We start from the raw sequence: 24,682 nt of genomic DNA, 5'->3' as shown, positions 1-24,682 counted from the left end.
CAATGTAATAAAAATTTTCTAACATTTCAGAAAGCTAATTATTTCTAAATTCCAACTATGCAAGAGTATGATGTTGTCCTAATCGGTGCTGGACATAATGGGCTAGTTTGTGCAGCTTATTTGCTAAAAGCTGGTTATAGCGTTCTGTTACTAGAAAAGCGTTCTGTACCAGGTGGCGCAGCAACAACTGAAGAATGTTTACCGCAAGAAGCTCCTGGATTTAAATTCAATTTGTGTGCTATTGACCATGAATTTATTCACTTAGGGCCAGTTGTTGAAGAATTAGAACTAGAAAAATACGGCTTGCATTATTTGGAGTGCGATCCAGTTGTTTTCTGTCCTCATCCTGATGGTAAGTATTTCTTAGGACATAAGTCGGTGGAAAAGACTTGTGCAGAAATCGCCCGTTACAACGAACGTGATGCCAAAAAATATGCAGAATTTGTAGATTTTTGGCAGCGATCGCTAGGTGCAATGATTCCCATGTTTAACGCACCGCCAAAGTCAGTTATAGACATCCTTGGTAACTACGACATCACCAAACTGAAAGATTTAGTCTCAGTTATTGGTTCCCCTAACAAAACGCTGGACTTCATTCGCACAATGTTAACCAGCGCTGAAGATTTACTTAACGAGTGGTTTGATGAAGAATTTCTGAAAGCGCCACTAGCCAGACTAGCATCAGAACTGGGCGCGCCGCCATCACAAAAAACCCTTGCCATTGGTGCAATTATGATGGCAATGCGTCATAATCCGGGAATGGCCAGACCTCGCGGCGGAACTGGCGCACTTGTACAAGCTTTGGTGAATTTAGTCACAAGTAAAGGTGGCGTTATTCTCACAGACCAACATGTTGAAAAAGTTTTAATTGATGATGGCAAAGCTGTAGGTGTGCGGGTTGGTGGTGGGAAAGAATATCGTGCCAAACACGGGGTTATTTCTAATATTGATGCCAAGCGGTTGTTCTTACAAATGACAGATAAAAGCGATGTTAACGCAGCCGATCCAGATTTATGGGAAAGATTAGAACGCCGCATCGTTAACAATAACGAAACCATCCTCAAGATAGATTTGGCTTTAGATGAACCACTGCGCTTTCCACACCACGCTCACAAAGATGAATATCTCGTTGGTTCTATCTTAATTGCAGATTCCGTGGCTCATGTAGAACAAGCCCACAGTAAATGCACTTTGGGAGAAATTCCTGATGCTGACCCATCAATGTATTTGGTGATGCCTAGTTATTTAGATCCCACATTAGCACCACCAGGCAAGCACACCCTATGGATTGAGTTTTTTGCCCCTTATCAAATTGCTGGTGCAGAAGGTACTGGTTTAAAAGGAACTGGTTGGACGGATGAATTGAAAAACAAAGTTGCAGATCGGGTGATTGATAAATTGGCAGACTATGCACCTAATGTCAAAAATGCAACTATCGCCCGTCGGGTAGAAAGTCCAGCAGAACTAGGAGAAAGACTAGGTGCGTACAAAGGAAATTATTATCATGTTGACATGACTTTAGATCAAATGATATTTTTCCGTCCCTTGCCAGAAATAGCCAACTACAAAACGCCAATTGATAATCTATTTTTGACTGGTGCAGGGACTCATCCAGGTGGCTCAATTTCGGGAATGCCGGGACGCAACTGTGCGCGGGCATTTTTGCAGGCAAAACATCCCATTAGCCAAACTTTAAAGGATGCGCGGGATTCGATTAAGTCCACTGTCGAGTCAGTGTTTGGCATTAATTAAGCCTTGCACAGATAAACTCAAAACCCTCATGTAGAGACGCGATTTCTCGCGTCTTTATTTATTAGGCAATCACGAAAATATTTGCATTAGTCATGGCTAGACCCATTCCTAGTTGAGCAACTTCGATTTGACCGGATAAGCCTGTACCATCAGCATCAAAAAATAATCCCCCTGTATTATTGTCGTAGATAAAGCGATCGCTGCTGTTTTGTGCTACTGAACCGATAAAAAATTGCGTGGCTTGAAGTATACCCTCACTAAGTCCACCTCCAAACCCTATTTTAGAAACATAAATTGTGTCATCTAAAGACGAAAAATCTGTAATGTTATCAATTCCTTCAGAAGGGGTATTAATAATAAAAACATCAGATCCAGTTCCTCCAGTTAGGGTATCGTTACCTAAAGCTCCAACGAAAGTATCGTTACCACTTCCCCCTATAAGGATGTCATTGCTATTTCCACCATTTAGCTGATTATTACCAGTCTCATTAATATTGGCTGTACCTGTGGTGAGATTTTCTTCACGGGCTGTTAAAGAAGAGCTAAGAGTTGATGAAATGGTCAGAGGTGATATCGCACTATTGGCAACAGTGAGTAAAGTTCTAAATACCTTTTGGTTGCTAGTTAAACTTTCATCAAACTCTTGGATTGAATTAGTTGGATCTAGAAATGAAATAACATAGTAATTTCCAATTGGGATATTAGGAAACGCACCGTTCCAAGTCGCTGTTCCCGAATTGAATGGATTAATCGAAGAAATAGTTGTATTACCAATTAAGTAATGAGAGCCAATACTATTAGTGATATTGGTATCAGTAGAAGCGTAAAAAGAAACCGATAAATTACCTGTAGCGGCTGTACCATTGTTGCGAGGATAGACCGTGATGCTAAAATTTTCCCCATTTTTAATAGTGTTATTACTAAAACTTCCAAGAGTTGTGTTAAACCACACATCAGAATCTACTAAATCAGCTTTGTCAGTGGGTTTGCGTGTAGTAGTGTCTTCGTTGATCCAGGTTTGAATCTCATTATATCGAGTGCTTGTAATTCGGGCGAACTCGTTGTAAAGCGGAGTTTGGTTGCTGGTTGTCTCATTTGAAGCTACTCCATAAATAGTCGGTTTATTTGTGTTGGAATTATTCAGCCAGAGAGGGCCTCCACTATTGCCAGGTGAGATATCTAGCTCATTACTACGCAAGATCGAGTCAGTTGTACTTGTGATTTTTCCACTCTGAGTCCACATATCATAGTTATCAAATTTCCCATCGATATTGGAATCAAACTTATCAGAAGGGTATCCAGTAACATTCATTAAAGTTCCACTGGTGAGATTATCGTCATATCCATAGTTAAACCAGCCAGTGAAGTTTCCAATATTGCGGTCAAGAGTCACCAATCCTATATCGTATTGAAAAGTTTCGCTTTTCGTCTGATCTCCTTGAATCCATCCTTCAAAAGAACGTGTATGAACAGATTTGGCTTCACCATAGTACTCGTAGTCAGCTCGGTTTGTACCAGCAATGATATTTCCTTTAGAACCAAGCATCACCTCAATTTTATCTGCCCAACCCCCATATCTCGTGTCATACACAGAGTGCCCTGCTGTTAAAAAGTGGTAGGGAGAAATCATCGCACCAGAGCCGTTGATGATAATATCATCAGCAGTATCAATAACCCCATCTGGGCCTTTCCAGCGTATTCTCATCTTTCCTATAGCACTAAACGGAAAAGTTGTGGTGTTGCTAACTTTTGTCCGTCCATCAGGGGAGAAAATAGACATAGCTTTATATCCTTAATAGAAAATAATGAATACAAAATATCCAAATTTAATACCAGAAATTATTTCCTGGCATTAGCAATACACTAGGAATTTATATGAGAAACATTTCCTATTATTGCGTTTTTAAGTAATATCAACCATATAAGTTGCCATGTATTTAATAGAAATTATGTCTACAACTTATCAATAATATAGAGTTGACTTTGTGTTTTGTTTTGAAGAAAAATAAAACTAATTAATAGAGATAAAGGTTGGAAAAACTAGCGATTCTGATATTACATCCACGCTCATCCCTATGATCCTGGCTGATTTATACCGTCGGTATTAGCGGATTGAAGAAGGTTTTTATCAGGGTAAATTACTACACGAGTACGATGTTTAGGACGAGTCCCAGCTAGGCAATATATATAGCAACACAAATAATTGTTTTTTGAGTAAAGTAGGTTCTAAGCGATTGCTTTATATGTATTTATTATGATAATATTATACACTATTGATTTTAATAAAGTTTTATGCATTGTCAACAAAACTCTTTATGAAAATAAATATAAGTAAATTAATGGGTAAAAACTAGTGTATTTTGATAATACTCAAAAAACTAACAAATTTTAACATCATCTAATAATTTTTGTAGGTACAGCATGGTTTTTCGGCACTGCTTCGTTGCATCTGGCTTGATAACTTTCTTGGCATTTGGCTGTAGTGGTGGGGCAAACTCATCGGCAGAAAATACTACACAGGTTGTTCAAGAAAGCAATGTAACCCAACTTTTCATAGAAGCGAAGGCTACGCAAAAAGCAGAAGATTACTTTCATCAAGGCAATAATTTATTAGATAGACAAAATTATGAAGATGCCATAAAAGCTTATGATAAAGCGATCGCCATCAAAGTTGAGAGTCCTGAAGCTTGGATTAACCGTGGCATCGCCTTAACATCGTTGCAACGCTACCAAGACGCTCTTGCATCCTATGATCGAGCGATCGCCATCAAACCCGACAAATATGAAGCTTGGTATAATCGAGGCATCGCCTTAACATCGTTGCAACGCTACCAAGATGCTTTTGCATCCTATAATAGAGCGATCGCTATCCAACCCGACAAATATGAGGCCTTAATTAACCGAGGCATTGCTCTGACAAAGCTACACCGCTACCAAGATGCGATCGCATCTTATGATAGAGCGATCGCCATCAAGCAAGATTTGCACCAAGCATATTACAATAAAGCTTGCTCTTATGCTTTACAAAGCAATCTAGAATTAGCAATTGAGAATCTAGACAAAGCAATCAAGCTTGTTCCTGATAAATACAAGAAATTAGCAAAAACTGACCCAGACTTTAGCAAAGTGCGTAGTAAAAAGCAGTTTCAGGAATTACTGCAATAGTATTTTATCACCACCACTCAGTGTAGAATATAAACCTGCTGTAGAAAGGATTTTTTCTTGAGCGGTTTGCGATTAGACATGAAAAAATTGTTAATCACCGGAGCAAGTGGTTTTTTAGGGTGGCATCTTTGCCAGCTTGCAAAACAAGAATGGGAGATTTATGGCACTTATTTATCTCATCCCTTAGAAATTCCTGACATGAAAATGTTAAAAGCGAACTTAACAAATTTTCAGGAATTGAAACGTATCTTTAATGATGTAAAACCAGAAGCAGTTATTCATACTGCTGCACATTCGCAACCAAATTTTTGTCAAACCAACCCCAAAGAATCCCACGCAATTAATGTTATCGCATCCTGCAATATTGCCGGGCTTTGTGCGGATAATTCTATTCCTTGTGCTTTTACTTCAACCGACTTAGTTTTTGATGGCTTAAATGCTCCCTATCAAGAAACAGATGCCGTGTGCCCTGTAAATCTTTACGGTGAGCAAAAGGCGATCGCAGAAGCAGATATGCTAGAAAGGTATCCCATGACCGCAGTGTGTCGGATGCCGTTGATGTTTGGTGCAGCAACACCCACAGCGAAAAGCTTTATTCAGCCATTTATTCAAACTTTACAAGCCGAAGAAGAACTAAGTTTATTTATAGATGAATTTCGCACACCAGTAAGTGGAACAACTGCCGCCAAAGGACTTTTATTAGCATTAGAAAAAGTTAACGGCATCATTCACTTAGGTGGCAAAGAGCGGATTTCGCGTTATGATTTTGGACAGATATTAGTAGAAGTATTTCAACTTCCTGCTACCGGACTTAAATCTTGCCGACAACAAGATGTGAAAATGGCAGCACCTAGACCAACAGATGTTTCCTTGGATAGTTCCAAAGCTTTTGCATTGGGGTATCAGCCTTTATCTGTAAGGGAAGAATTAGAGGCAATACAATTGAGTTAAGACTAAGTGTTAAAACTAAAAACAGGAATAGGCTATTTTGGAATGCGATTACCTCTAGTACACTACGCATAGGCATCGCAACGGAAAAACCTGTTTTATTGAGAATTTAGTAATGTAATTGATAATTTAACCCCGCCCTTCTTTAACGAGCGTCTTGATTCGGACTCCTGTTAGCGCAGCGGGGCGTAAGCCCATTCTGAATTCTTTTTCAATTTTACCTTTGATTAAAGTTTGCTTAAACTCCTAATTTTAAAATGGGGTGTCTCAAAACAATTTGGGCAGTTGTTTGCTTCTTATTGAAAAATGATTTCATAACTGGATCGAACAGTTATGGATTTCAATTGGGAAAATAAGTAAGTTAGATAAAAGCTATTTTTGTAGCTTGTAATTGCATTATTTACAGAAGTTGATGGTAAGGAAAATTGAGATGAAATTGGTTCCAAATTTATTGGTTGCTGCTACTATTGCTTTAGGTTTTTCTACCATAGATGTAAAATCTGCATCTGCTGCAATTGTTAATTACGCTTTCACCGTTGATACTCCATTAACAAAGGACAATGGTTTTTTTAGCTTTGATGACTCAACCTTCAGGAATGACTATAATACCGAAGCTCCCATTAAGTCACTTTCTTTCAAATTTGATGGCGACTCTACCATTTACACTGAACAAGATGATGCAAATTACCCAGATTTTCCTCTTGTTTTTAAAACCACATCCTTAACAGGACAAACGTATTTTGGATTAGATTATCAGTTTAATGATAAAGCTAATCCTTCCAGTTCTATCAGTTATGAAATTATTGGTGAGGATTTTACAATTTACTCTAAAACTTCTCCCAATGCTGAACTTATATCAGGTACAGTTTCTTATAGACAAGTACCTGAATCTACACCTTTAGTTGGTGTTCTTTTTGCTTGTAGCCTTGGCTCAATAATGATGAAGAGAAAGGTAGCATCAATGAAAAAGATTAAAATCTAACCTTGGTTAAGTTGATATTAACAATTCCTTTGCCAAGGATTAATCTCTTATTAGTAGGCTTTTATGTGGGGGGAAACAACATCTGACACATTGATAGCAGAGGGAAAAATTGGAACTTAAAATCTGATTTTGATCGTACCAATTTTTTATAAAGCTGCACATTATGACCCCTCCCAACCTGTCCTTAACAAGGGTGGTGGGGTTATTTATATGGGTTTTAATAAAGAATTGGTATAAGGAAATAATTACGAAATTTTCCTCCGATTACTCCACCTTCTTTGTGTTAGCTGTTGCTGCACTTTAACTTGTTAGCCAGGAGTAGAGAATGGTAGATTACCGGAATTTTGAGCAGTTCTTGCACAGTCGAATCAAACGACGCAACTTAATTATTGGAGCAGGAGCATTATCTGGTTTGGCGATCGCTAACCAATTTTCTTCTCAAAGAGCGATCGCTAGAAGCAGATTTTCCAATTATCCTTTCACTTTAGGTGTTGCATCGGGTGAACCCTATCCTACCAGCGTAGTGATCTGGACTCGTCTTGCTCCTGAACCCCTAAACGGAGGTGGAATGCCACCTGTGAATGTGCCAATTCGCTGGGAAGTTGCAACTGATTCTAATATGAGGCGGATTGTCTCCAGAGGTACGGTACTGGCAACTCCAGAACTAGCTCATTCAGTTCGAGTTGTGGTAGAAGGACTGCAATCTGATACTTGGTACTGGTATCGGTTTCTTGTCGGTCAAGACGCTAGCCCCGTTGGTCGCACTCGTACAGCGCCTTTAGCAAATAGCTACTTAAATAAATTTAACTTTGCCCTTGTCTCCTGTCAGCACTATGAGCAGGGATACTATACTGCCTACAAATATCTGGCTAAAGATGACCTCGATTTAGTAGTGCATGTGGGCGATTACATCTATGAAGGGGGAATCACAGAAAATCGCCCTAGACAACACAATGGTTCAGAAATTTTTACTTTAGAGGATTACCGCAACCGTCACGCCCTCTATAAAACCGATACCAATCTGCAAGCAGCTCATGCAGCGTTTCCGTGGATTGTTACCTGGGATGACCATGAGGTAGAAAACAACTACGCCAACAACATCTCACAAATTGATACTGAACCAGATCAGGATCGGGCAATTTTTCTCCAACGGCGAGCTATTGCTTATCAGGCTTACTACGAACACATGCCACTCCGCCCCTTCTCGCGTCCCGTTGGCCCCGATATGCAACTTTACCGTCGGCTCTCCTTTGGTAACTTAGCCACCTTCCATGTTTTAGATACCCGCCAATACCGCACCGATCAGCCCTGTGGTGATGGCACTAAAGAACGTTGCCCAGAAAACTTAGATCCGAATGCAACGATTACCGGCAAGGCACAGGAGGATTGGTTATTCGATGGTCTAAATAACTCAAAAGCGAAGTGGAATGTTTTGGCGCAGCAAGTACCAATTGCTCAAAGAGACACAACACCAGGGGAAGGCGGAACTTACAGCATGGATAAATGGGATGGTTATGTGGCTTCGCGCGATCGCCTCATGGCTTTCCTCGGACAGCGCCAGCCTTCTAATCCAATATCCTTGGCAGGTGATGTGCATTCTAACTGGGCGATGAATCTGAAGGCTAACTTTGATAACCCAGAATCCGCCACACTTGGAAGTGAATTTGTCGCTACCTCAATTAGCTCCGGTGGCGATGGGGCAGACAGCAACCCCAACGTTGAAGCTTACTTACCCGATAACCCACACATTAAGTTCTACAATGCTCAACGGGGATATGTTCGCTGTGCCTTGACTCCCACAACCTGGAAGACAGACTATTTGGTTATGTCAAAAGTCACAACCCCAAATGGCACGATTAGTAAGCGGGCTTCATTTGTGGTTGAAGATGGTCGTCCAGAAATACAACAAGCCTAATCGTCTAATTCCCAGGTATAGCAGGCTACGGTGTACACACAAGTCTATATCTTTCTTTATTAATGAATCTCGCACTGTGTTTTGATCCCGCCTCGGAATGAATTCCGAGTCTCATAGCCCAAGTCCACTTTCAGTGGAGTTTCGCTATCAGCCCAGAACTTCAGTTCTGGGCGGGATATGGGTGGGCGTGACAGTTTCACTGTAGAGGATTTTTCGACTTGTGTGTACACCGTAGGGTATAGCAGGAGGCAGGAGGTAAGTAGTTAAACAAAATTAATTACACAAAACTAAGGCATGAAACCCTTATCCAGACTGGAAACTCATGTGTAAATAATTCTGTGCGATTACTTAAAAGTATTACTATTCCTAGCCTTGGGGTTTTCAAAATGTCCTAATCCATGTGGCTACGGCTATATTATCCCTCTTCTGTCACTTTCCGGAATAAGCAAGTAGTAAATAAACTAAACTATCCAGAAGCATAAGAAGGTTTAAATTGATTCATTGCACTAATTAAATGATTGAATCCCAGGAATAAATCGGAATTAGGAAAAATATCTAGCCAAGGATAAATCAACCAAAATAGTAAGAGCGGTTGGAGAATTAGACGGAGATTATTTAAAGTATTCTTCCATCCGACCTCATGGTTCCATAGTTTATGATTAGAAAAATCAACAGAAGTATTTTGTTGTATCTCTGTTCCCATTTGACGAGATTTATTTAATTCTAGGAAAGCTGAAGAATTTAAACTAATCATTGTGTAAACACAAAAAATAATTTCCCACCACCTCTCAATATGTTGGAAATTAGTAAAACGATAATCTGTCCAACCTAGTTCCTGCTTACACTGGCGAAAACCATATTCTACCCATGTTCTTAATCCATATAGATCGCCTAAAGTTTTCTTCAGCTTTCCTTGAAGATTTGTCATCACAAATGTTGTAGAATTTTCCGGCATGGTCTCTGGGTCAGTAGTTATTTCCCAGTAAGTTATGGCTCTTTTTTTACCATAAACTATTTCCCTAATGTATCTAATCTCTGATTTTTGATTGCTAAATGTTCTCTCAAATTTACACCACTTATTCGCCCTAACCCTCTGATTAGCTGGCAACCAGACTCCATGATTACTTCTTATTGCTACTACATAATTTAATTTATATTCAGCCAATTTTTTAATAAATTGGCTACTTTCACCATATAAACTATCTGCCAGTACCAGTTCAATATTAAAGCCATCTTCAATTAATTCTGTAATGATTTCTGACGCTAACTCTATTTTAGTTTGATATCTATCTGATTCTTTTAATGTCCCTTTTGGCTTGAATACTTTTACACTTAATGGAAATGTTATATTAGAGTAAACTCCATAAGCATTGACTGTAACTATCCCATTATCTATTTTTCCGACACTCCCTAGATATTGCCTTGCTACATAATCTGTCTTTTTACCTTTTTTCCTATCTCCTGTTTCATCTATTACTACCGTAATGGCATTTCCATTTAATGCTCTCTTGATTTGATTTAATCTTCGGATTTTTAATTCATTTATTGACCAATTTGAATTGGCTATAAAATGATGTAATCACTGTGCAGAGTTTATACTCACAACTTTAGCTATTTCTGGTAATGATTTTCTTTTTATTGGCGAGATTATTCCTAAGTGCAAATATTTGAAGCACTCATAATTTCTTACCTCTTTAAATAAATCTTGATACTCTGCACAATATTCATCTACGATCGCAACTGTTGGGTGGGCGTCTCTTGCCAAATGTTTCAGGATTTGTAATTCTACATCCATTGCCCTGCTTACCTTCCAGAGTTTTTTCTTTTAATCCTTTTATTAAGAATACTCGGAAAGTGACAGAAGAGGGTTATATCATGTCCGCCAAATTACTCATAATAAAATAACCCCACCCTCAACCCTTTCAAGGGCAGGCTTTTAGGCTTTCGATAAATAGTTGAGAATGTTCTCAATTATTGAACGTAGTTTTAAGTTCTCAGACAATGGTTTTGGTTTTAAAATCCCAAAAATTTGTCTAATCAAAAAAACCTGCCCCAGAAAGCACCCTCAACCCCTCCCCGCCTGCGGGGAGGGGAGACAAAGCACAGCTTTGGCGGGGTGGGGTTCTTCGGGTTTAATAAGCAATCAAGCGGACATGATATTAGAACCAAACAAAAACAGATAGAAAAAGGTAAATCATCAGTGTTTATCTGTTTCTATCTGTTTTTTCATTAAAGAGGAGTTAAGAGTTTTAATTCCTAACTCCTAACTTCAGTTTAGTAAGCATCCATTGGCAGACAAGAACAAACAAAATTCCTGTCGCCAAAGGCTGCATCAATGCGGCCAACTACCGGCCAGAATTTATACTCACGAGTCCAAGGTGCAGGATAGGCAGCTTGTTCGCGAGAATAGGGATGCTGCCATTCTCCGGTGATGAGACTTTCGGCAGTGTGGGGTGCGTTCTTCAAAACATTATCTTGGGTATCCACCTTGCCAACTTCTATTTGGGCAATTTCTTGGCGAATAGAAATCAACGCATCACAGAAACGATCCAACTCTTGCTTAGATTCACTTTCTGTAGGTTCCACCATGATTGTACCCCCTACAGGCCAGGAGACAGTTGGCGCATGGAAACCATAATCCATGAGACGCTTGGCGACATCATCGATTTCGATCGCAGCGGATTTTTTTAGCGATCGCAAATCTAAAATACATTCATGGGCAACTAGACCATTTTTCCCTTGATACAAAACCGGATAGTACGATTCCAGTTTCTTGGCCATGTAGTTAGCATTGAGAATCGCCACCTTAGTAGCTTGGGTTAAACCATCTGCACCCATCATGGCGATGTACATCCAAGAAATCACCAAGATACTCGCACTACCCCAAGGTGCAGCCGCCACAGCACCAATATTTGAGTGCTGAGTTGAGTTGTCGATAGTGACAACAGGATGTCCGGGTAGAAAAGGCACAAGATGAGATGCAACACCAATGGGCCCCATACCAGGACCACCGCCACCATGAGGAATGCAGAAGGTTTTATGCAAGTTTAAATGGCAGACATCCGCGCCAATATCTCCAGGACGGCAAATTCCCACTTGGGCGTTCATATTTGCCCCATCCATATAAACTTGTCCACCGTGACTGTGGACAACAGCGCAGATTTCCTGAATTGGCTCCTCAAAAACACCGTGGGTTGAGGGATATGTCACCATCAAAGCGGCTAATTCATTGCTGTGTTTTTCTGCCTTAGCCTTCAAGTCATCAACGTCAATATTACCTTGTGAGTCACAGGCAACAGCCACCACCTTCATCCCACACATCACCGCACTTGCTGGGTTTGTCCCGTGCGCAGAAGTGGGAATTAAACAAACGTTGCGGTGTGCTTCACCCCGATTTTCGTGATATTGACGAATTACTAAAAGTCCCGCGTATTCGCCCTGAGAACCAGCATTTGGTTGCAGAGAAATTCCCGCAAAACCAGTAATTTCAGCTAACCATGCTTCAAGTTGCTCAAATAGGATTTGATAACCTTGCGTTTGCGACGCCGGGGCAAATGGATGAATCTTGCCAAATTCCTCCCAACTTACCGGAATCATCTCAGCAGTTGCATTCAACTTCATTGTGCAAGAACCCAAAGGAATCATCGATGTCGTTAGCGACAAGTCCTTGCTTTCTAATTTGTGCAGATAACGCAACAACTCCGTTTCTGAGTGATAGCGGTTAAATACTGAGTGAGTGAGATATGTACTTGTACGGGAGAGAGGAAGATGGGAGGATGAGGAAGAAGTTAATTCTTCTAAAGTGAAGGGTAAATCATCTGTACCAGCGAAAATCTGCCAAAGGTCGATTAAGTCTTCTGGTGCAGTTGTTTCATCCAGCGAAATACCAACAGTAGTTGCATCAAAAACCCGCAGGTTAATTTGAAGTTGTTCGCTAGCTGTCAAAATATCTTTTAAATTGTGTCTTCCCAGTTCTACTCGCAGCGTATCAAAGAAATCTTTGGAAGCGATGCTGTAACCCAAACGCTTCAGTCCTTCTGCCAGCAACACTGTCAAAGAGTGGATATTTTCGGCAATTTGCTTAAGTCCAGCAGGACCATGATAGACCGCATACATACTCGCCATCACCGCCAGTAGCACCTGTGCAGTACAGATATTACTAGTAGCTTTTTCGCGGCGGATGTGCTGTTCGCGGGTTTGCAAGGCGAGACGTAATGCAAGCTTACCTTGGGCATCTTTTGATACTCCCACAATTCGCCCTGGAACTAGCCGCTTATACTCTTCTTTCGTAGCAAAGTATGCTGCATGAGGGCCACCAAACCCCAAAGGAATACCGAACCGCTGAGTGCTTCCGACAGCAATATCAGCGCCAAATTCCCCAGGAGGGGTCAGTAAAGTTAAACTTAGAGGGTCTGCTGCTACCGTCACCAATGCACCCTTAGCATGGGCTTTTTCGATAAAAGCGCGGTAGTCGTAAATGGTGCCATCACTAGCAGGGTATTGCAGAACAGCCCCAAAAATAGGTTGATCAAAATCAAACGTTTGATGAGCGCCAACAATAATCTTAATCCCCAATGGTTTAGCGCGTGTTTGCAACACATCAATGGTTTGGGGATGGCAGTCACGAGAGACAAAATAGGCATTGGCCTGATTTTTGGAGACACCATAGCTTAGGCTCATCGCTTCAGCGGCGGCTGTGGCTTCATCCAGTAATGAAGCATTGGCAATTTCCAAACCTGTTAAATCAATAATCAGGGTTTGAAAATTCAGCAGCGCTTCTAATCGCCCTTGAGCAATTTCTGGCTGATAAGGAGTGTAGGCAGTATACCAACCGGGGTTTTCTAAGATATTACGCCCAATCACAGGAGGGGTAATACTGTCGTAATATCCCATACCAATGTATGAACGGAAAACCTGATTTTTGGCAGCAACTTTTTTTAAAGATGCCAGTGCTGCATACTCACTTTCTGCTGCTGGTAACTTTAGCGGTTGCTTCAGCCGAATTGTCTGTGGAACTGTTTGGTCGATTAGGGCATCTAGGCTGGGAAATCCCAAAACCTTAAGCATTTGCTGGATATCATCGGAGTTAGGACCAATGTGTCTTGGCACAAAACTACTTAACTTTTGACTTTTTTCGTCCAGCACTTGCTGCTCATTAGACTTGAGAATAGGGGCGTTCGATACCACAAATTACTCTCCAGATGGTACTATTTCATATTTTGCAATAAATACTGATGAGAAGTAGGTGTAACTTTTCAATTTATCTAAATTTCATCACTTATTTTCGAGTGGAGTGAGAGATGGGGGAGACAAGGAAGATGGGGGAGACAAAGGAGAAATTTTTACCATGTCCCCTCTCTCATCCCCCACTCCCTACTCCCCTTCTACTTGGGCGCGATACTCATCAGCTGTCAAGGCATCTTCAACTTCGCCAGGGTCATTGACGCGCACTTTCAAAAACCACCCTTCCCCATAAGGGTCTTCTGACACTTCTTCGGGAGAACTAATTAAGGCTTCATTCCGTTCTATAACGGTGCCTGTCACTGGTGAATTCAGTTCCTCAACGGCTTTCACTGATTCAATTGTGCCAAAGTTTTCTCCCCTGGTAAGAGCGTCGCCAATTTCTGGTAGTTCCAAAAAGACGATATCACCCAATTCATGTACGGCAAACTCAGTAATGCCAATGGTGGCAATTTCACCATCGATTCGCACGTATTCATGAGAATCCAGGTATCTGAAATCTTGAGGATATTCAAAAGACATATCACTTCCTCTCCCTTATTAAAAAAATTATTGCCCCAATAGTCATCCAAGCCATATTTGGTAATGAACCTGACTGTAGATTGAATAACTCACAACACATTATTCCTCAAAAACCTCAGCGCTTATCAGTTGGCAACACGATTTTTTGACCGATAAAAGGGACGTTTGACTACAACTGCTGGATAAGCTTTGCCGCGAATTTCGACTTCTAGCTGCTGACCAACAGTTGCTAACTGGGTGGGAACGTAGCCTAATGCAACAGGATAACCAAGTGTAGGTGACAGGGTGCCACTAGTAACTTCTCCCACAACTTTACCTGTGGATAACACTTGATAGCCATGACGGGCAATGTTGCGTCCTTGGGTTTGTAAACCTACCAATCGACGCTTCACTCCTTTGGATTTTTGCTCTGCTAAAACTTCCCGACCAATAAAATCGCCTTTAGTATCTAAGTGAACTAGCCACCCTAAACCTGCTTCTAAGGGTGTGGTGGTGTCATCTATATCTTGTCCGTAAAGTGCCATCGCTGCTTCTAGGCGCAGAGTATCTCTCGCACCGAGTCCACAGGGGATAACACCACTTTTATGGAGACTTCGCCACAATTCTACTCCCACATCTGGGTCTACCATTACCTCAAAGCCATCTTCTCCGGTGTAACCTGTGCGGGCTAAAAAGGCAGGTTTACCTAGTAAGGTTGCTTCTAAATGTCCAAAGGCTTTAATTGGTTGTAAGTTTTCTTGCACTAATGGCTGGAGATATTTAATCGCTTTTGGCCCTTGCACGGCAATTAAGACTTTATCTGGTGAAAGGTCTTGGAATTGCAATTTATCTAGGTCAAGGTGTTGTAATAGCCATGCTTTATCTTTATTGGAGGTTGCCGCATTGACTATGATGAATGCCTTTTGTGTACCACTGGTGTCTTCACCTTGATAATAAACAATGATGTCGTCAATAATTCCCGCTTGGGGATTTAACAATACGGTGTATTGTGCTTGACCAGCTTGCAAACGACTCAAGTCGGAAGGTACTAGCGGCTGGAGTTGGGAAATCAGGTTTTTACCTTGGAGGGTAAATTTGCCCATGTGGGAAATATCGAACATTCCGGCTGTATTTCTTACAGCCTCATGTTCGCGGCTAATTCCACTAAATTGCACAGGCATTTCCCAGCCGCCAAAGCTGGTAAGGCGTGCTTTGAGTTCTACACCCAGTTGATATAAAGGGGTTCGCGCCAGAGATTGGGCGTTGTCTTCTTGATTAGCCACAGGTAATTATTGCGTAGATGCGGAGCAACTTGCCGTTAGGCATCGCACCTCAACATCTATCATCCTACGAGAGATTAGGGAAGAGGTGACAGGGGACGGGTGATAGGGAATAATCTCTACCCTGTAACCTGTACCCTATTCCCTTCTCCCTTTTTCTCCTTGTCCCCTTCTGTAAGGTTTAATAGTTAATGGTGGAAGTGTTGAGATTTATTAAGAAGACATTATGAAATATTGGCAACTGTTAGCTAGCTTTGTCTTAGCTATGGTTCTTTTTTTGTTTCCCCTATCGGCGCAAGCTGCAAGTTCTTCTAGTATTACCCGTTCTGTGGGTAATGATGAACTCAAGGGCAAGGATTACTCTGGTCAAAGTTTAATTGGTACTGAGTTTACCAATCTCAAATTAGAGAATGCTAATTTTAGCAATGCTGACTTACGTGGTGGCGTATTTAACGGTAGCTTATTGGAGGGAGTAAATCTGCATGGTGCTGATTTTAGTGAGGGCATAGCCTATCTAACAAGGTTTAAGGATGCTGATTTAAGTGATGCTGTGTTGACTGATGCGATGATGCTACGTTCTACTTTTGATGGTGTGGATGTCACCGGTACTGATTTTACGAATGCAATTTTAGATGGAATACAAGTGAAAAAGCTTTGTGTTAAAGCAAGTGGTGTAAATTCTAAAACTGGTGTGGATACTCGGAAATCTTTAGGATGTAAGTAAATCCTAACCCCTCTTCGCTAGTGGAGAGGGGTATATTTTTTTAACGAATTACGAATTACGCGCAGCGATCGCTAGTGATATGCTTCTCTTAAAAAGCTGGCATAATTTGCCCGAACCGTCATAGTTGTCGGATGACTTATACCTAAAGTCCGTTCGCAAATTTTCAAAGCTTTCTCAAATAAAGGTTTGGCTTTCCTATAGCGTCTTGTGTGACGGTAGAGTGCTGCTAGATTGTTTAGACTAATAGCGACATCGGGATGGTTATTTCCCAGCAGACGTTTACTCAGTTCTAAAGCTTGCTCATACAAAGGTTCGGCTTGCTTGTAACTTCCTGTAGATTCGTAAAGTTGTGCTAAATTATTCAGGCTGGTGGCAACATCGGGATGGTTATCTCCTAGTAGGCGTTTTCTTAGTTTTAATGCTTGCTTGAGCAAGGGTTCGGCTTCGCTGTAGCGTTTTGTATAACAGTACAATGCTCCTAAATTGTTCAGACTCGTGGCAACATGGGGATGTTGTTCTCCCACTAGGCGTTTCCACAGTTCTAAAGCTTGCTGATACAAAGGTTCGGCTTCGCTATAGCGTCCCGTATATTCGTAGATTAATGCTAAATAGCTCAGGCTAGTGGCGACATCGTTATGTTCTTCTCCTAGCAGGCGTTTTCTCAGTGCTAAAGCTTTCTCAAGCAAGGGTTCGGCTTCCCTGTAGCGTCCTGTAGTTTCGTAGAGTGCTGCTAAATTGTTCAGACTAGTGGCGACATCGCTATGTTCTAAACCAAGACGATTTTGAGTCAGTTCTACACACCGTTGCAACCAAGGCTCTGCTTGCTGATAAAGTCCTTGACTTTGATAAAACCAGGCTAATTTGGTAAACAGAGTGATTAGATTTTCATCGCCCAGATATTCGGATAGGTGAGTTGCAACTTCTGTAATGTGCGGGATATGTGGAGTGAAGTTGAGAATATCTTTAGAGTTAAGCTGTTGCGGAATTAGCTTTGCTACCTCTAACATCATGGCTGCAAATTTAGTTTTTGCTTCATCCGCCTCACTTGACTTATGCAACTTCACTTGGAAAAGTTGTCGAATCTGTGGATTTAGAAGATAAATTCCTTTACTTTTCTGGTGTAGCAAATGCAATTCCAGTAAATCGGCTATGGCTTTCTCGTTAAGTTTTTGTTTTTTGTCATCTTCTATTGTCTCAACAGATAGGGGAATGTCAGCTAAAGCACACAAACTTAGCAAACAACCAAAGCTTTGGGCATTTTCATCCAACTGTTCCCAACTCAATTCAAAAGCTTCAAATATACCGTATTCATCAGGCATCAATGAGTTAGCATTGACTACTGGTTCATGTTCCACTCGTTTCTTCTCTAGCCGCTTCAGCAGTGTTTCCAGAGACAAATCTGGCATTTTATCCAAATATCGTCCCACTAACTCTAACGCTAAAGGTAAATATCCCAAAAATTTACAAATTCTTCTCGCAACCCAAGCTTCTTGTTGCAGTCGTTCTCGAACCACTAGCGATTTTAATAGTTTCATCGCCGCCAATGGTTTGAGGGCATCTAATTCGCTATTATATTTTACGCTCAGATAAGCTTGTAACTTTTCTAGTTTGTCTCGATTGTTGAAAGTCGCTAACTCAGGAGAATTCTGGGCAAACTTGTCATATACCTCACCCACCCACTTTGTGAAAGCAGTAATATCAACGTTTAATTCGCTGGCAAGTTTAACTTTAGTTTTACCTAAGTTTTCTGTCTGAAAATATTTTGCAAAAGCTACCGTTTGCTCTAGAGATAAGCCATTCGTAGCAGCTTCTTTGGCTAGAAAATTAGCCCATTGCATAAACAGCTTTGTGAAGTTTATTTTTATTCTAGCTTTGTCTTTATTAGTAAATATTCTCCCTTTGGAGTAAAAATACCATTTGGATAAAAATATTTAAAAACAGTGGCTTGGCTTTAGGTATCGTCACTTGAGCCTCTGAAGTTCAAGTTTCGAGTTTTGTACTCAAAATGGCTATGCGATGTCTACGGTGTCACTGAGCGTTGGTCATTGAGCGTAGCCGAAATGGGTCATTGAGCGTAGCCGAAATGGGTCATTGAGCGTAGCCGAAATGAGCCGAAGTGGGGGCTACGTCTACGCTCTTTAAGGTACATTTTTACTGAGTATAATTAACGCTTATTCCCGTGTCACCTTGAGTCAAAATTTAGCCCAATAATCGCTGCCAAGTTAGTTCTTTTGCCGCTTCATCCCAATGCCAGCGTAATAAATTAGCAGGTTGACTCTTGGTAATTCCAGGCAAACCAATTGCTTGTCTAGGTGCATCTGTAGCTAGTAAAATGGCAGTCTCTACATCACAAATTCCCCACTTCACCAAATTCTGCACTCCCACTAATAAGGGTAAAGTCGTCCCCGATAAAGTGCCATCGGCTAGTCGTGCTGTACCGTTTTTAACTTCAATTTGCCGACTGTCCCAAGGATACATGCCATCGGGTAGCCCCAGAGGTGAAAGGGCATCACTCACAAGAAACAGCCCTTTTTCATAATCACTAGCGCGGATTAATATTTGCAGCATCGTAGGCGAAACGTGTTCACCATCAGCAATAAAACCACACATCACATTATGATGAGTAATTGCTGCGCCTAATAATCCTGGTTCGCGGTGATGCAATGGTGGCATGGCATTGAAAGCATGAGTTACCATCGTTGCACCGAGTTCAAAAGCAAGTTGCCCTTGGGCTGATGTTGCTTGAGAATGTCCTAAACTAACGGTAATTCCCAAAGAACGTAAATATGGAATTACTTCGCCAGTGGGATCTAACTCCGGCGCTAAAGTTATGACTTTCACAATGTGGGCATAATCACCCAAAACCCGCTTTACCTCGTCAATTGTTAAGGATAACAAGTACTCTGCTGGGTGTGCGCCGCGCTTTTGGTAATTCAAAAATGGCCCTTCTAAATGGACTCCGAGAATCTTGGCAGATGACCTCACTCCCAACCCCTCTCCGTTGACGGAGAGGGGAGTAAAATTAGCAATGACTGCAAGCGATCGCTGAATCTTTTCTACTGAAGTTGTCACAAGTGTTGGTAAAAATCCATCTACCCCGACATCCCACAAAAATTGCGTTATTTTCTGGAGTATATGAGCATTTTCAGCCGTTAAATCAGGAAATGCCAAACCCAAAGCACCGTTAATTTGCAAATCAACCCCACCCAATGAAATCCAGTCGCCAGCTACATCGATTACGGATGCACAGCTTGCCCCTACTGTACCCATTGGCAAAATTTGCTCAATTATGCCCTCTTGATTAACCAAGAGTATCTGCAAATCTTTGTAACCAGGCACTCTAGCATTGATAATATCTACAGGTTTTTGTATTGCTTGGGTCATCACACTGGCGAGAAGATACCTAAATCTGATTTTAGATGCAACCAACATCAATGAATCAATTAAAACAACGCCAATAGATGAGATGATAATCGGCATCACCTAGCTTCCATAAGCTAAGTAGGTCGGTGTGAATATTTATTGTTGGGATGAGGCAGGAGGCAGAAGGCAGGAAGCAGGAGGGAAGAGGGTTTAAGTCTATTTAATTTTTCTTAACATAGTTTGGTTTTTCCACATCGTTCTACTTAGCTCAAATAATTTTGAATTTTGAATTTTAAATTTTGAATTATTATGACTCCCCTAGTTGGTATTATCATGGGCAGCGATTCTGATTTGCCCACTATGAAAGATGCGATCGCAGTTTGTGAAGAATTTGGTGTAGAGAGCGAAGTGGCGATCGTTTCGGCTCACCGTACCCCAGAACGTATGGTGCAATATGCTCAACTTGCACACCAACGCGGTATTAAGGTAATTATTGCTGATTTAGGTGGTGCTGCCCATCTCCCTGGAATGGTAGCATCTTTAACTCCACTTCCTGTGATTGGTGTTCCTGTACCCACTCGGAACTTACAAGGTGTAGATTCTTTGTATTCTATTTTACAGATGCCTGGTGGTATTCCTGTGGCAACAGTAGCGATCGGTAATGCCAAAAATGCCGGTCTTTTAGCAATACAAATCCTCGCAACTCATCAACCAGAATTGTTAGAAAAAGTGCAACAATATCGTCAAACCCTATGTGAATCAGTAATTGCCAAGCAAGCAAAACTAGAACAATTAGGCTATGAGCAATATTTACAGCAAATGCTTTAAGATAATTCGTAATTCGTAATTACTTAAGAAATCTTAACAGCAGAGCAGGGGAGGCAGGGGAGACAAGTGGACAAGAGGTGAGAACTTGAAACAAGTCTTTCCCCTTGTCCCCAAGTCCTCATGCCCAATGCCCGATTAAATTCTCAGATTGAAGCGATCGCTCCAGAATCAATGCAGCATTCTGAAGTATCTTGATCTTGAGACCTTAGTCAAAAATTGAGAGCTAATGTGCCAATTGCTCGGAATGAATTGCAATGTTCCAACGGATATTTGCTTTTCTTTTGAAGGGTTTTCTGCACGGGGAGGAAAAACAGATGACCATCGCGATGGTTGGGGCATTGCTTTCTTTGAGGGAAAGGGATGTCGAATGTTTTTAGATGCTCAACCTTCTGTTGCTTCTCCGGTAGCTGAGTTTGTGCGGAGTTATCCCATCCACTCAACCCATGTCATAGCCCATATCCGCAAAGCTACTCAGGGTGAAATTGCCCTACACAATTGCCATCCTTTCCGCAGAGAACTGTGGGGTCAGAATTGGGTGTTTGCCCACAACGGTAATTTGCCAGATTTTAATCCAGAAAATTTGGGCTTTTATCAAGCCGTAGGTGATACCGATAGTGAAAAAGCATTCTGTATGATCCTAGAAACACTGCGATCGCGCTTTCCTAAAGGTAAGCCTGACATAAAGGAACTATACTCTGTGCTGCAAGAAATTACTGGTTTAATTGCAAAACTGGGTATATTTAATTACTTATTGTCAGATGGAGAACACTTTTTTGCTTATTGCTCAACTAATCTCAGCTACATTGTTCGCCAAGCGCCCTTTGCTGCTGCCCATTTAATTGACCAAGACATGACTGTAGATTTTCGGGAAGTGACTACTGAACGCGATCGCGTTGCTGTCATTGCTACCACACCCCTGACTGACAACGAAGTTTGGACACAAATTCAACCGGGTGAATTACTAGTTTTTCAGGACGGTTTGCCCTTGAAATATGCATTCACTTAATAATAACGTGAGTTCGATGAACCTCTCCCTCCCAGCCTCCCTCTCCGAAACGGAAAGGGAGGAGAAACGAAAAATTAAGCTTTTTGCTCCCCTCTCCGCGTCGGAGAGGGGCTGGGGGAGAGGTCAAATAAGACTTGTCGAACTCACGTTAATAATAAGTAGTTATTCAATTTTGCCCATTTAGATAATTTCTAGATGGGTTTTATTCTTCATGGTGTTTGTATTAAGTAATTTTGTTGATAAATTAAATAGAAACTCTATATAGCAATCCTATTTAATTTGCTTTTTACTGAGAGGCTCAGATCCCCGACTTATTGAAGAAGTTGGGGATCTTTTTATTACAGATGTACATTACTTTTGTAACTTACCAATTTATATAATTTCTGCCCAACTTAGTTGTTAAAAACTTATATAAAATACCGATTTTATTGGTATAAATTTTATGTCTTTACACTGAAATACATCTATATTAATATAGTTAAGAAAATGCTGTAACTAATGTTAAACAAGAGTCACGGATATTTATACTGACTGGAAACATCATTGTAGAAAATGTATTCCTAACGACATAAAATAAAATTCTCTGATGAATACTATCCAATTGCTCCTCCTCATTGCAATTTTCTTTATCACAAGTGTCATAAGTGTCATTACAGGAAGCACTTCTTTAATTACCGTCCCTGTAATGTTGCAATTGAGTATTGAACCGCGTATTGCTCTTGCCACTAATATGTTGGCATTAACCTTTATGAGCGTTGGTGGTACATTGCCTTTTATTGGTAAAAAAGCAATTGACCGCAGTCGCTTGCCAATCATGATTGCCCTAACGCTTTTAGGCTCAATTATCGGTGCATTACTTGTTTTAGTTGTACCTTCAAAATCGATGCCTCTAATTATCTCGATTTTGATGATTGTGGTTGCCGTGTTTTCAATCACCAATCGGAAAGCTGGAATAGTTTCAAGAACAGGGAAACCATCACCAATAGAAGAAATTGGTGGATATGTGGCAACTTTTGTGCTTGGTGTTTATGGTGGTTTCTTTAGCGGTGGCTATGTCACTATGCTCACAGCAGTTTATGTCAGCCTATTTCGGATGACATTTGTACAGGCGATCGCAAACACAAAATTTATCAATATTTTTTCTTCGCTGATTGCCACCATTATTTTCTTTATGCAGGGAATAGTTGATTACAAACTAGGTATTATTCTGAGTATTACTATGTTTATTGGTGGAGTTGTTGGATCGCGGGTTGCTCTTAGACTCAGTAACCTCTGGTTGCACCGTATATTTCTCACTACAGTAATTTCTCTTGCACTCAAGACGTTATTTGATTTTGTTGCACTGCATTGAGCGAAGTCGATATCTACGATGGTCACTGAGCTTGTCGAAGTGCGGGCTACGCCTACGCTAGATTAGCTATTCCCTAGCAAGTTGCTTGATGCAGCAGATAGTTGATTGCGATGCCTACGATGGTCACTGAGCCTGTCCTGAGCGTAGCCGTTCGCGCAGCGTCTCCGATAGGAGAAGGGCGCAGCCGAAGTGCGGGTTGCGCCTACACAATTTGATAGTTGAAAGTAAAAGCATTTTTATTTTTCACAGAACTGGTAAAATCACCATTACCTTGATGAAGAATGTGAGGTTTTTTGGTATTTGCAACTAGATAGATGGAATCATCCAGTATTATAAACACTATTAACTGTATTCCCATCAGTTATCTGTAGATTTAGTGGAGGAAATGGAATGAGTTTGTGGCAACGCCCACTGAAAAGATTACAAGCGATGTCTTACGACAAGCTGCTTCGCATCTACGCTGAACATAGAACGTATCGGTTCAGACTAAGTTCGCTCAAAGGCTTTGTATCACTCTTTTTGGTAGGGACTGTATTGAGTGTGGCGCTTGCCGCCTGCTCTGGTGGTGGAACTGGGAGTAATTCTGCCTCTGAAACCCCTGGTGCTACTGCTACCCCTGTGGCTGCCAGTAAAGATAATGTTGAATTAACTCTAGTTTCCTTTGCTGTCACCAAAGCGGCTCACGAAGCTATTATTCCTAAGTTTGTAGAACAGTGGAAGAAAGATCGTAATCAAACTGTCGTCTTCAAGCAAAGCTATGGCGGATCTGGTTCCCAGACACGCGCCGTTATTGATGGTTTGGAAGCAGATGTTGTTCACTTGGCACTAGCTGGAGACACCTCAAAGATTGAGAAGGCTGGATTGATTCAGCCAGGATGGGAAAAAGAAGTTCCCAACAATGGTATTGTCTCCAAATCAGTTGCAGCATTAGTCACTCGTCAAGGCAATCCTAAAGGCATCAAAAACTGGGCAGATTTAGCCAAAGATGGTGTCAAATTAATTACTGCTAATCCCAAAACATCAGGCGTTGCTAAGTGGAATTTCTTGGCACTATGGGATTCTGTGATTAAAACAGGTGGCGATGAGGCGAAAGCTACTGAATTTGTGACTAAAGTTTACAAAAATGTGCCAATCTTACCTAAAGATGCACGGGAAGCTACTGATACATTCGCCAAGCAAGGACAGGGTGATGTCTTAATCAACTACGAAAACGAAGTTATTTTGGCACAGCAAAAGGGCGAAAAGGTTGAGTATGTTGTTCCTGACGTGAATATATCCATTGACAATCCGATCGCTGTCGTCGATAAAAACGTCGATAAGCACGGAACCCGCGAAGTTGCTGAAGCTTTTGTCAAATACCTCTATACCCCAGAAGCACAACAAGAGTTTGTCAAATTAGGATTCCGTCCTGTGGATGAAACTATAGCTCAAACCAAAGAAGTTACAGACAAATTTCCCAAGGTGAAAACTTTGGGTACAGTTGCAGACTTGGGCGGTTGGGAAGCAATTGATAAGAAGTTCTTCGCAGATGGGGGCGTGTTTGACAAGATTCAATCCCAAAAATAATTCGTAATACTTCTCTACGAGAGGCTGCACTTCGACTACGCTCTGTTACCACGCCAACGG

16 protein-coding genes and 1 pseudogene are annotated in these 24,682 nt (G+C 41.2%); 10 read left to right on the top strand and 7 right to left on the bottom strand.

Features of this window, described 5'->3' with window-relative positions:
• Positions 1–57 precede the first annotated feature (57 nt).
• A complete protein-coding gene (gene crtO / locus QUD05_RS20740; protein WP_289797713.1) occupies positions 58–1,752 on the top strand; it encodes a beta-carotene ketolase CrtO in 1,695 nt (564 codons plus the stop codon).
• A 61-nt stretch (positions 1,753–1,813) separates the two neighbouring features.
• Here the strand turns inward: crtO and QUD05_RS20735 are convergent, their stop codons facing one another.
• Positions 1,814–3,532 carry a trypsin-like serine protease gene (locus QUD05_RS20735; RefSeq protein WP_289797712.1) on the bottom strand — a complete coding sequence of 573 codons (1,719 nt, stop codon included), beginning with the start codon at positions 3,530–3,532 and terminating at the stop codon, positions 1,814–1,816.
• 641 nt (positions 3,533–4,173) lie between these two features.
• Between QUD05_RS20735 and QUD05_RS20730 the strand changes: the two genes are divergently transcribed.
• The 4 genes from QUD05_RS20730 to QUD05_RS20715 all read left to right on the top strand — a co-directional run bounded on the left by QUD05_RS20730 (position 4,174) and on the right by QUD05_RS20715 (position 8,762).
• A complete protein-coding gene (locus tag QUD05_RS20730) occupies positions 4,174–4,917 on the top strand; it encodes a tetratricopeptide repeat protein (RefSeq protein ID WP_289797711.1) in 744 nt (247 codons plus the stop codon).
• Between the two features lie 78 nt (positions 4,918–4,995).
• On the top strand, positions 4,996–5,868 hold the full coding sequence (locus tag QUD05_RS20725) for an SDR family oxidoreductase (RefSeq protein ID WP_289797710.1): 873 nt from the start codon (positions 4,996–4,998) through the stop codon (positions 5,866–5,868).
• A gap of 427 nt (positions 5,869–6,295) precedes the next feature.
• On the top strand, positions 6,296–6,847 hold the full coding sequence (locus QUD05_RS20720; RefSeq protein WP_289797709.1) for a PEP-CTERM sorting domain-containing protein: 552 nt from the start codon (positions 6,296–6,298) through the stop codon (positions 6,845–6,847).
• Positions 6,848–7,172: 325 nt separating this feature from the next.
• Positions 7,173–8,762 carry an alkaline phosphatase D family protein gene (locus QUD05_RS20715; protein WP_289797708.1) on the top strand — a complete coding sequence of 530 codons (1,590 nt, stop codon included), beginning with the start codon at positions 7,173–7,175 and terminating at the stop codon, positions 8,760–8,762.
• 466 nt (positions 8,763–9,228) lie between these two features.
• Here the strand turns inward: QUD05_RS20715 and QUD05_RS20710 are convergent.
• The 4 genes and pseudogenes from QUD05_RS20710 to gcvT all read right to left on the bottom strand — a co-directional run bounded on the left by QUD05_RS20710 (position 9,229) and on the right by gcvT (position 15,787).
• Positions 9,229–10,557, bottom strand: a pseudogene (locus QUD05_RS20710) (IS701 family transposase).
• A gap of 479 nt (positions 10,558–11,036) precedes the next feature.
• Complete coding sequence (gcvP, locus tag QUD05_RS20705; RefSeq protein WP_289797707.1) at positions 11,037–13,949, bottom strand: aminomethyl-transferring glycine dehydrogenase; 2,913 nt, start codon at positions 13,947–13,949, stop codon at positions 11,037–11,039.
• Positions 13,950–14,135: 186 nt separating this feature from the next.
• Complete coding sequence (gene gcvH / locus QUD05_RS20700) at positions 14,136–14,525, bottom strand: glycine cleavage system protein GcvH (RefSeq protein ID WP_289797706.1); 390 nt, start codon at positions 14,523–14,525, stop codon at positions 14,136–14,138.
• A 125-nt stretch (positions 14,526–14,650) separates the two neighbouring features.
• The gene (gene gcvT, locus QUD05_RS20695; RefSeq protein WP_289797705.1) at positions 14,651–15,787 is read right to left on the bottom strand and encodes a glycine cleavage system aminomethyltransferase GcvT; all 1,137 of its coding nucleotides are present in this window, start codon (positions 15,785–15,787) and stop codon (positions 14,651–14,653) included.
• Between the two features lie 223 nt (positions 15,788–16,010).
• Between gcvT and QUD05_RS20690 the strand changes: the two genes are divergently transcribed.
• On the top strand, positions 16,011–16,508 hold the full coding sequence (locus QUD05_RS20690) for a pentapeptide repeat-containing protein (protein ID WP_289797704.1): 498 nt from the start codon (positions 16,011–16,013) through the stop codon (positions 16,506–16,508).
• Positions 16,509–16,579: 71 nt separating this feature from the next.
• On the opposite strand, the gene QUD05_RS20685 is transcribed toward QUD05_RS20690, so the two are convergent.
• Positions 16,580–18,346, bottom strand: a complete 1,767-nt coding sequence (locus QUD05_RS20685; protein ID WP_289797703.1) for a tetratricopeptide repeat protein — start codon at positions 18,344–18,346, stop codon at positions 16,580–16,582.
• Between the two features lie 361 nt (positions 18,347–18,707).
• Positions 18,708–19,892, bottom strand: coding sequence for an N-acetylglucosamine-6-phosphate deacetylase (gene nagA / locus QUD05_RS20680; protein WP_289800034.1), 1,185 nt, complete (start codon positions 19,890–19,892; stop codon positions 18,708–18,710).
• 288 nt (positions 19,893–20,180) lie between these two features.
• Here nagA and purE point away from each other — a divergent pair, with 288 nt between their 5' ends.
• The 4 genes from purE to QUD05_RS20660 all read left to right on the top strand — a co-directional run bounded on the left by purE (position 20,181) and on the right by QUD05_RS20660 (position 24,622).
• Complete coding sequence (purE, locus tag QUD05_RS20675; RefSeq protein ID WP_289797702.1) at positions 20,181–20,699, top strand: 5-(carboxyamino)imidazole ribonucleotide mutase; 519 nt, start codon at positions 20,181–20,183, stop codon at positions 20,697–20,699.
• A 226-nt stretch (positions 20,700–20,925) separates the two neighbouring features.
• Positions 20,926–21,705, top strand: a complete 780-nt coding sequence (locus QUD05_RS20670) for a class II glutamine amidotransferase (RefSeq protein ID WP_289797701.1) — start codon at positions 20,926–20,928, stop codon at positions 21,703–21,705.
• Positions 21,706–22,291: 586 nt separating this feature from the next.
• The gene (locus QUD05_RS20665; RefSeq protein WP_289797700.1) at positions 22,292–23,056 is read left to right on the top strand and encodes a sulfite exporter TauE/SafE family protein; all 765 of its coding nucleotides are present in this window, start codon (positions 22,292–22,294) and stop codon (positions 23,054–23,056) included.
• Between the two features lie 390 nt (positions 23,057–23,446).
• Positions 23,447–24,622, top strand: coding sequence for a sulfate ABC transporter substrate-binding protein (locus QUD05_RS20660; RefSeq protein WP_289797699.1), 1,176 nt, complete (start codon positions 23,447–23,449; stop codon positions 24,620–24,622).
• Positions 24,623–24,682: the final 60 nt, after the last annotated feature.

This window comes from Nostoc sp. GT001 (assembly GCF_030382115.1).
Classification (GTDB): domain Bacteria; phylum Cyanobacteriota; class Cyanobacteriia; order Cyanobacteriales; family Nostocaceae; genus Nostoc.
Note: the sequence above shows the minus strand (reverse complement) of the source record. Positions and strands in the feature narration are given on the sequence as shown.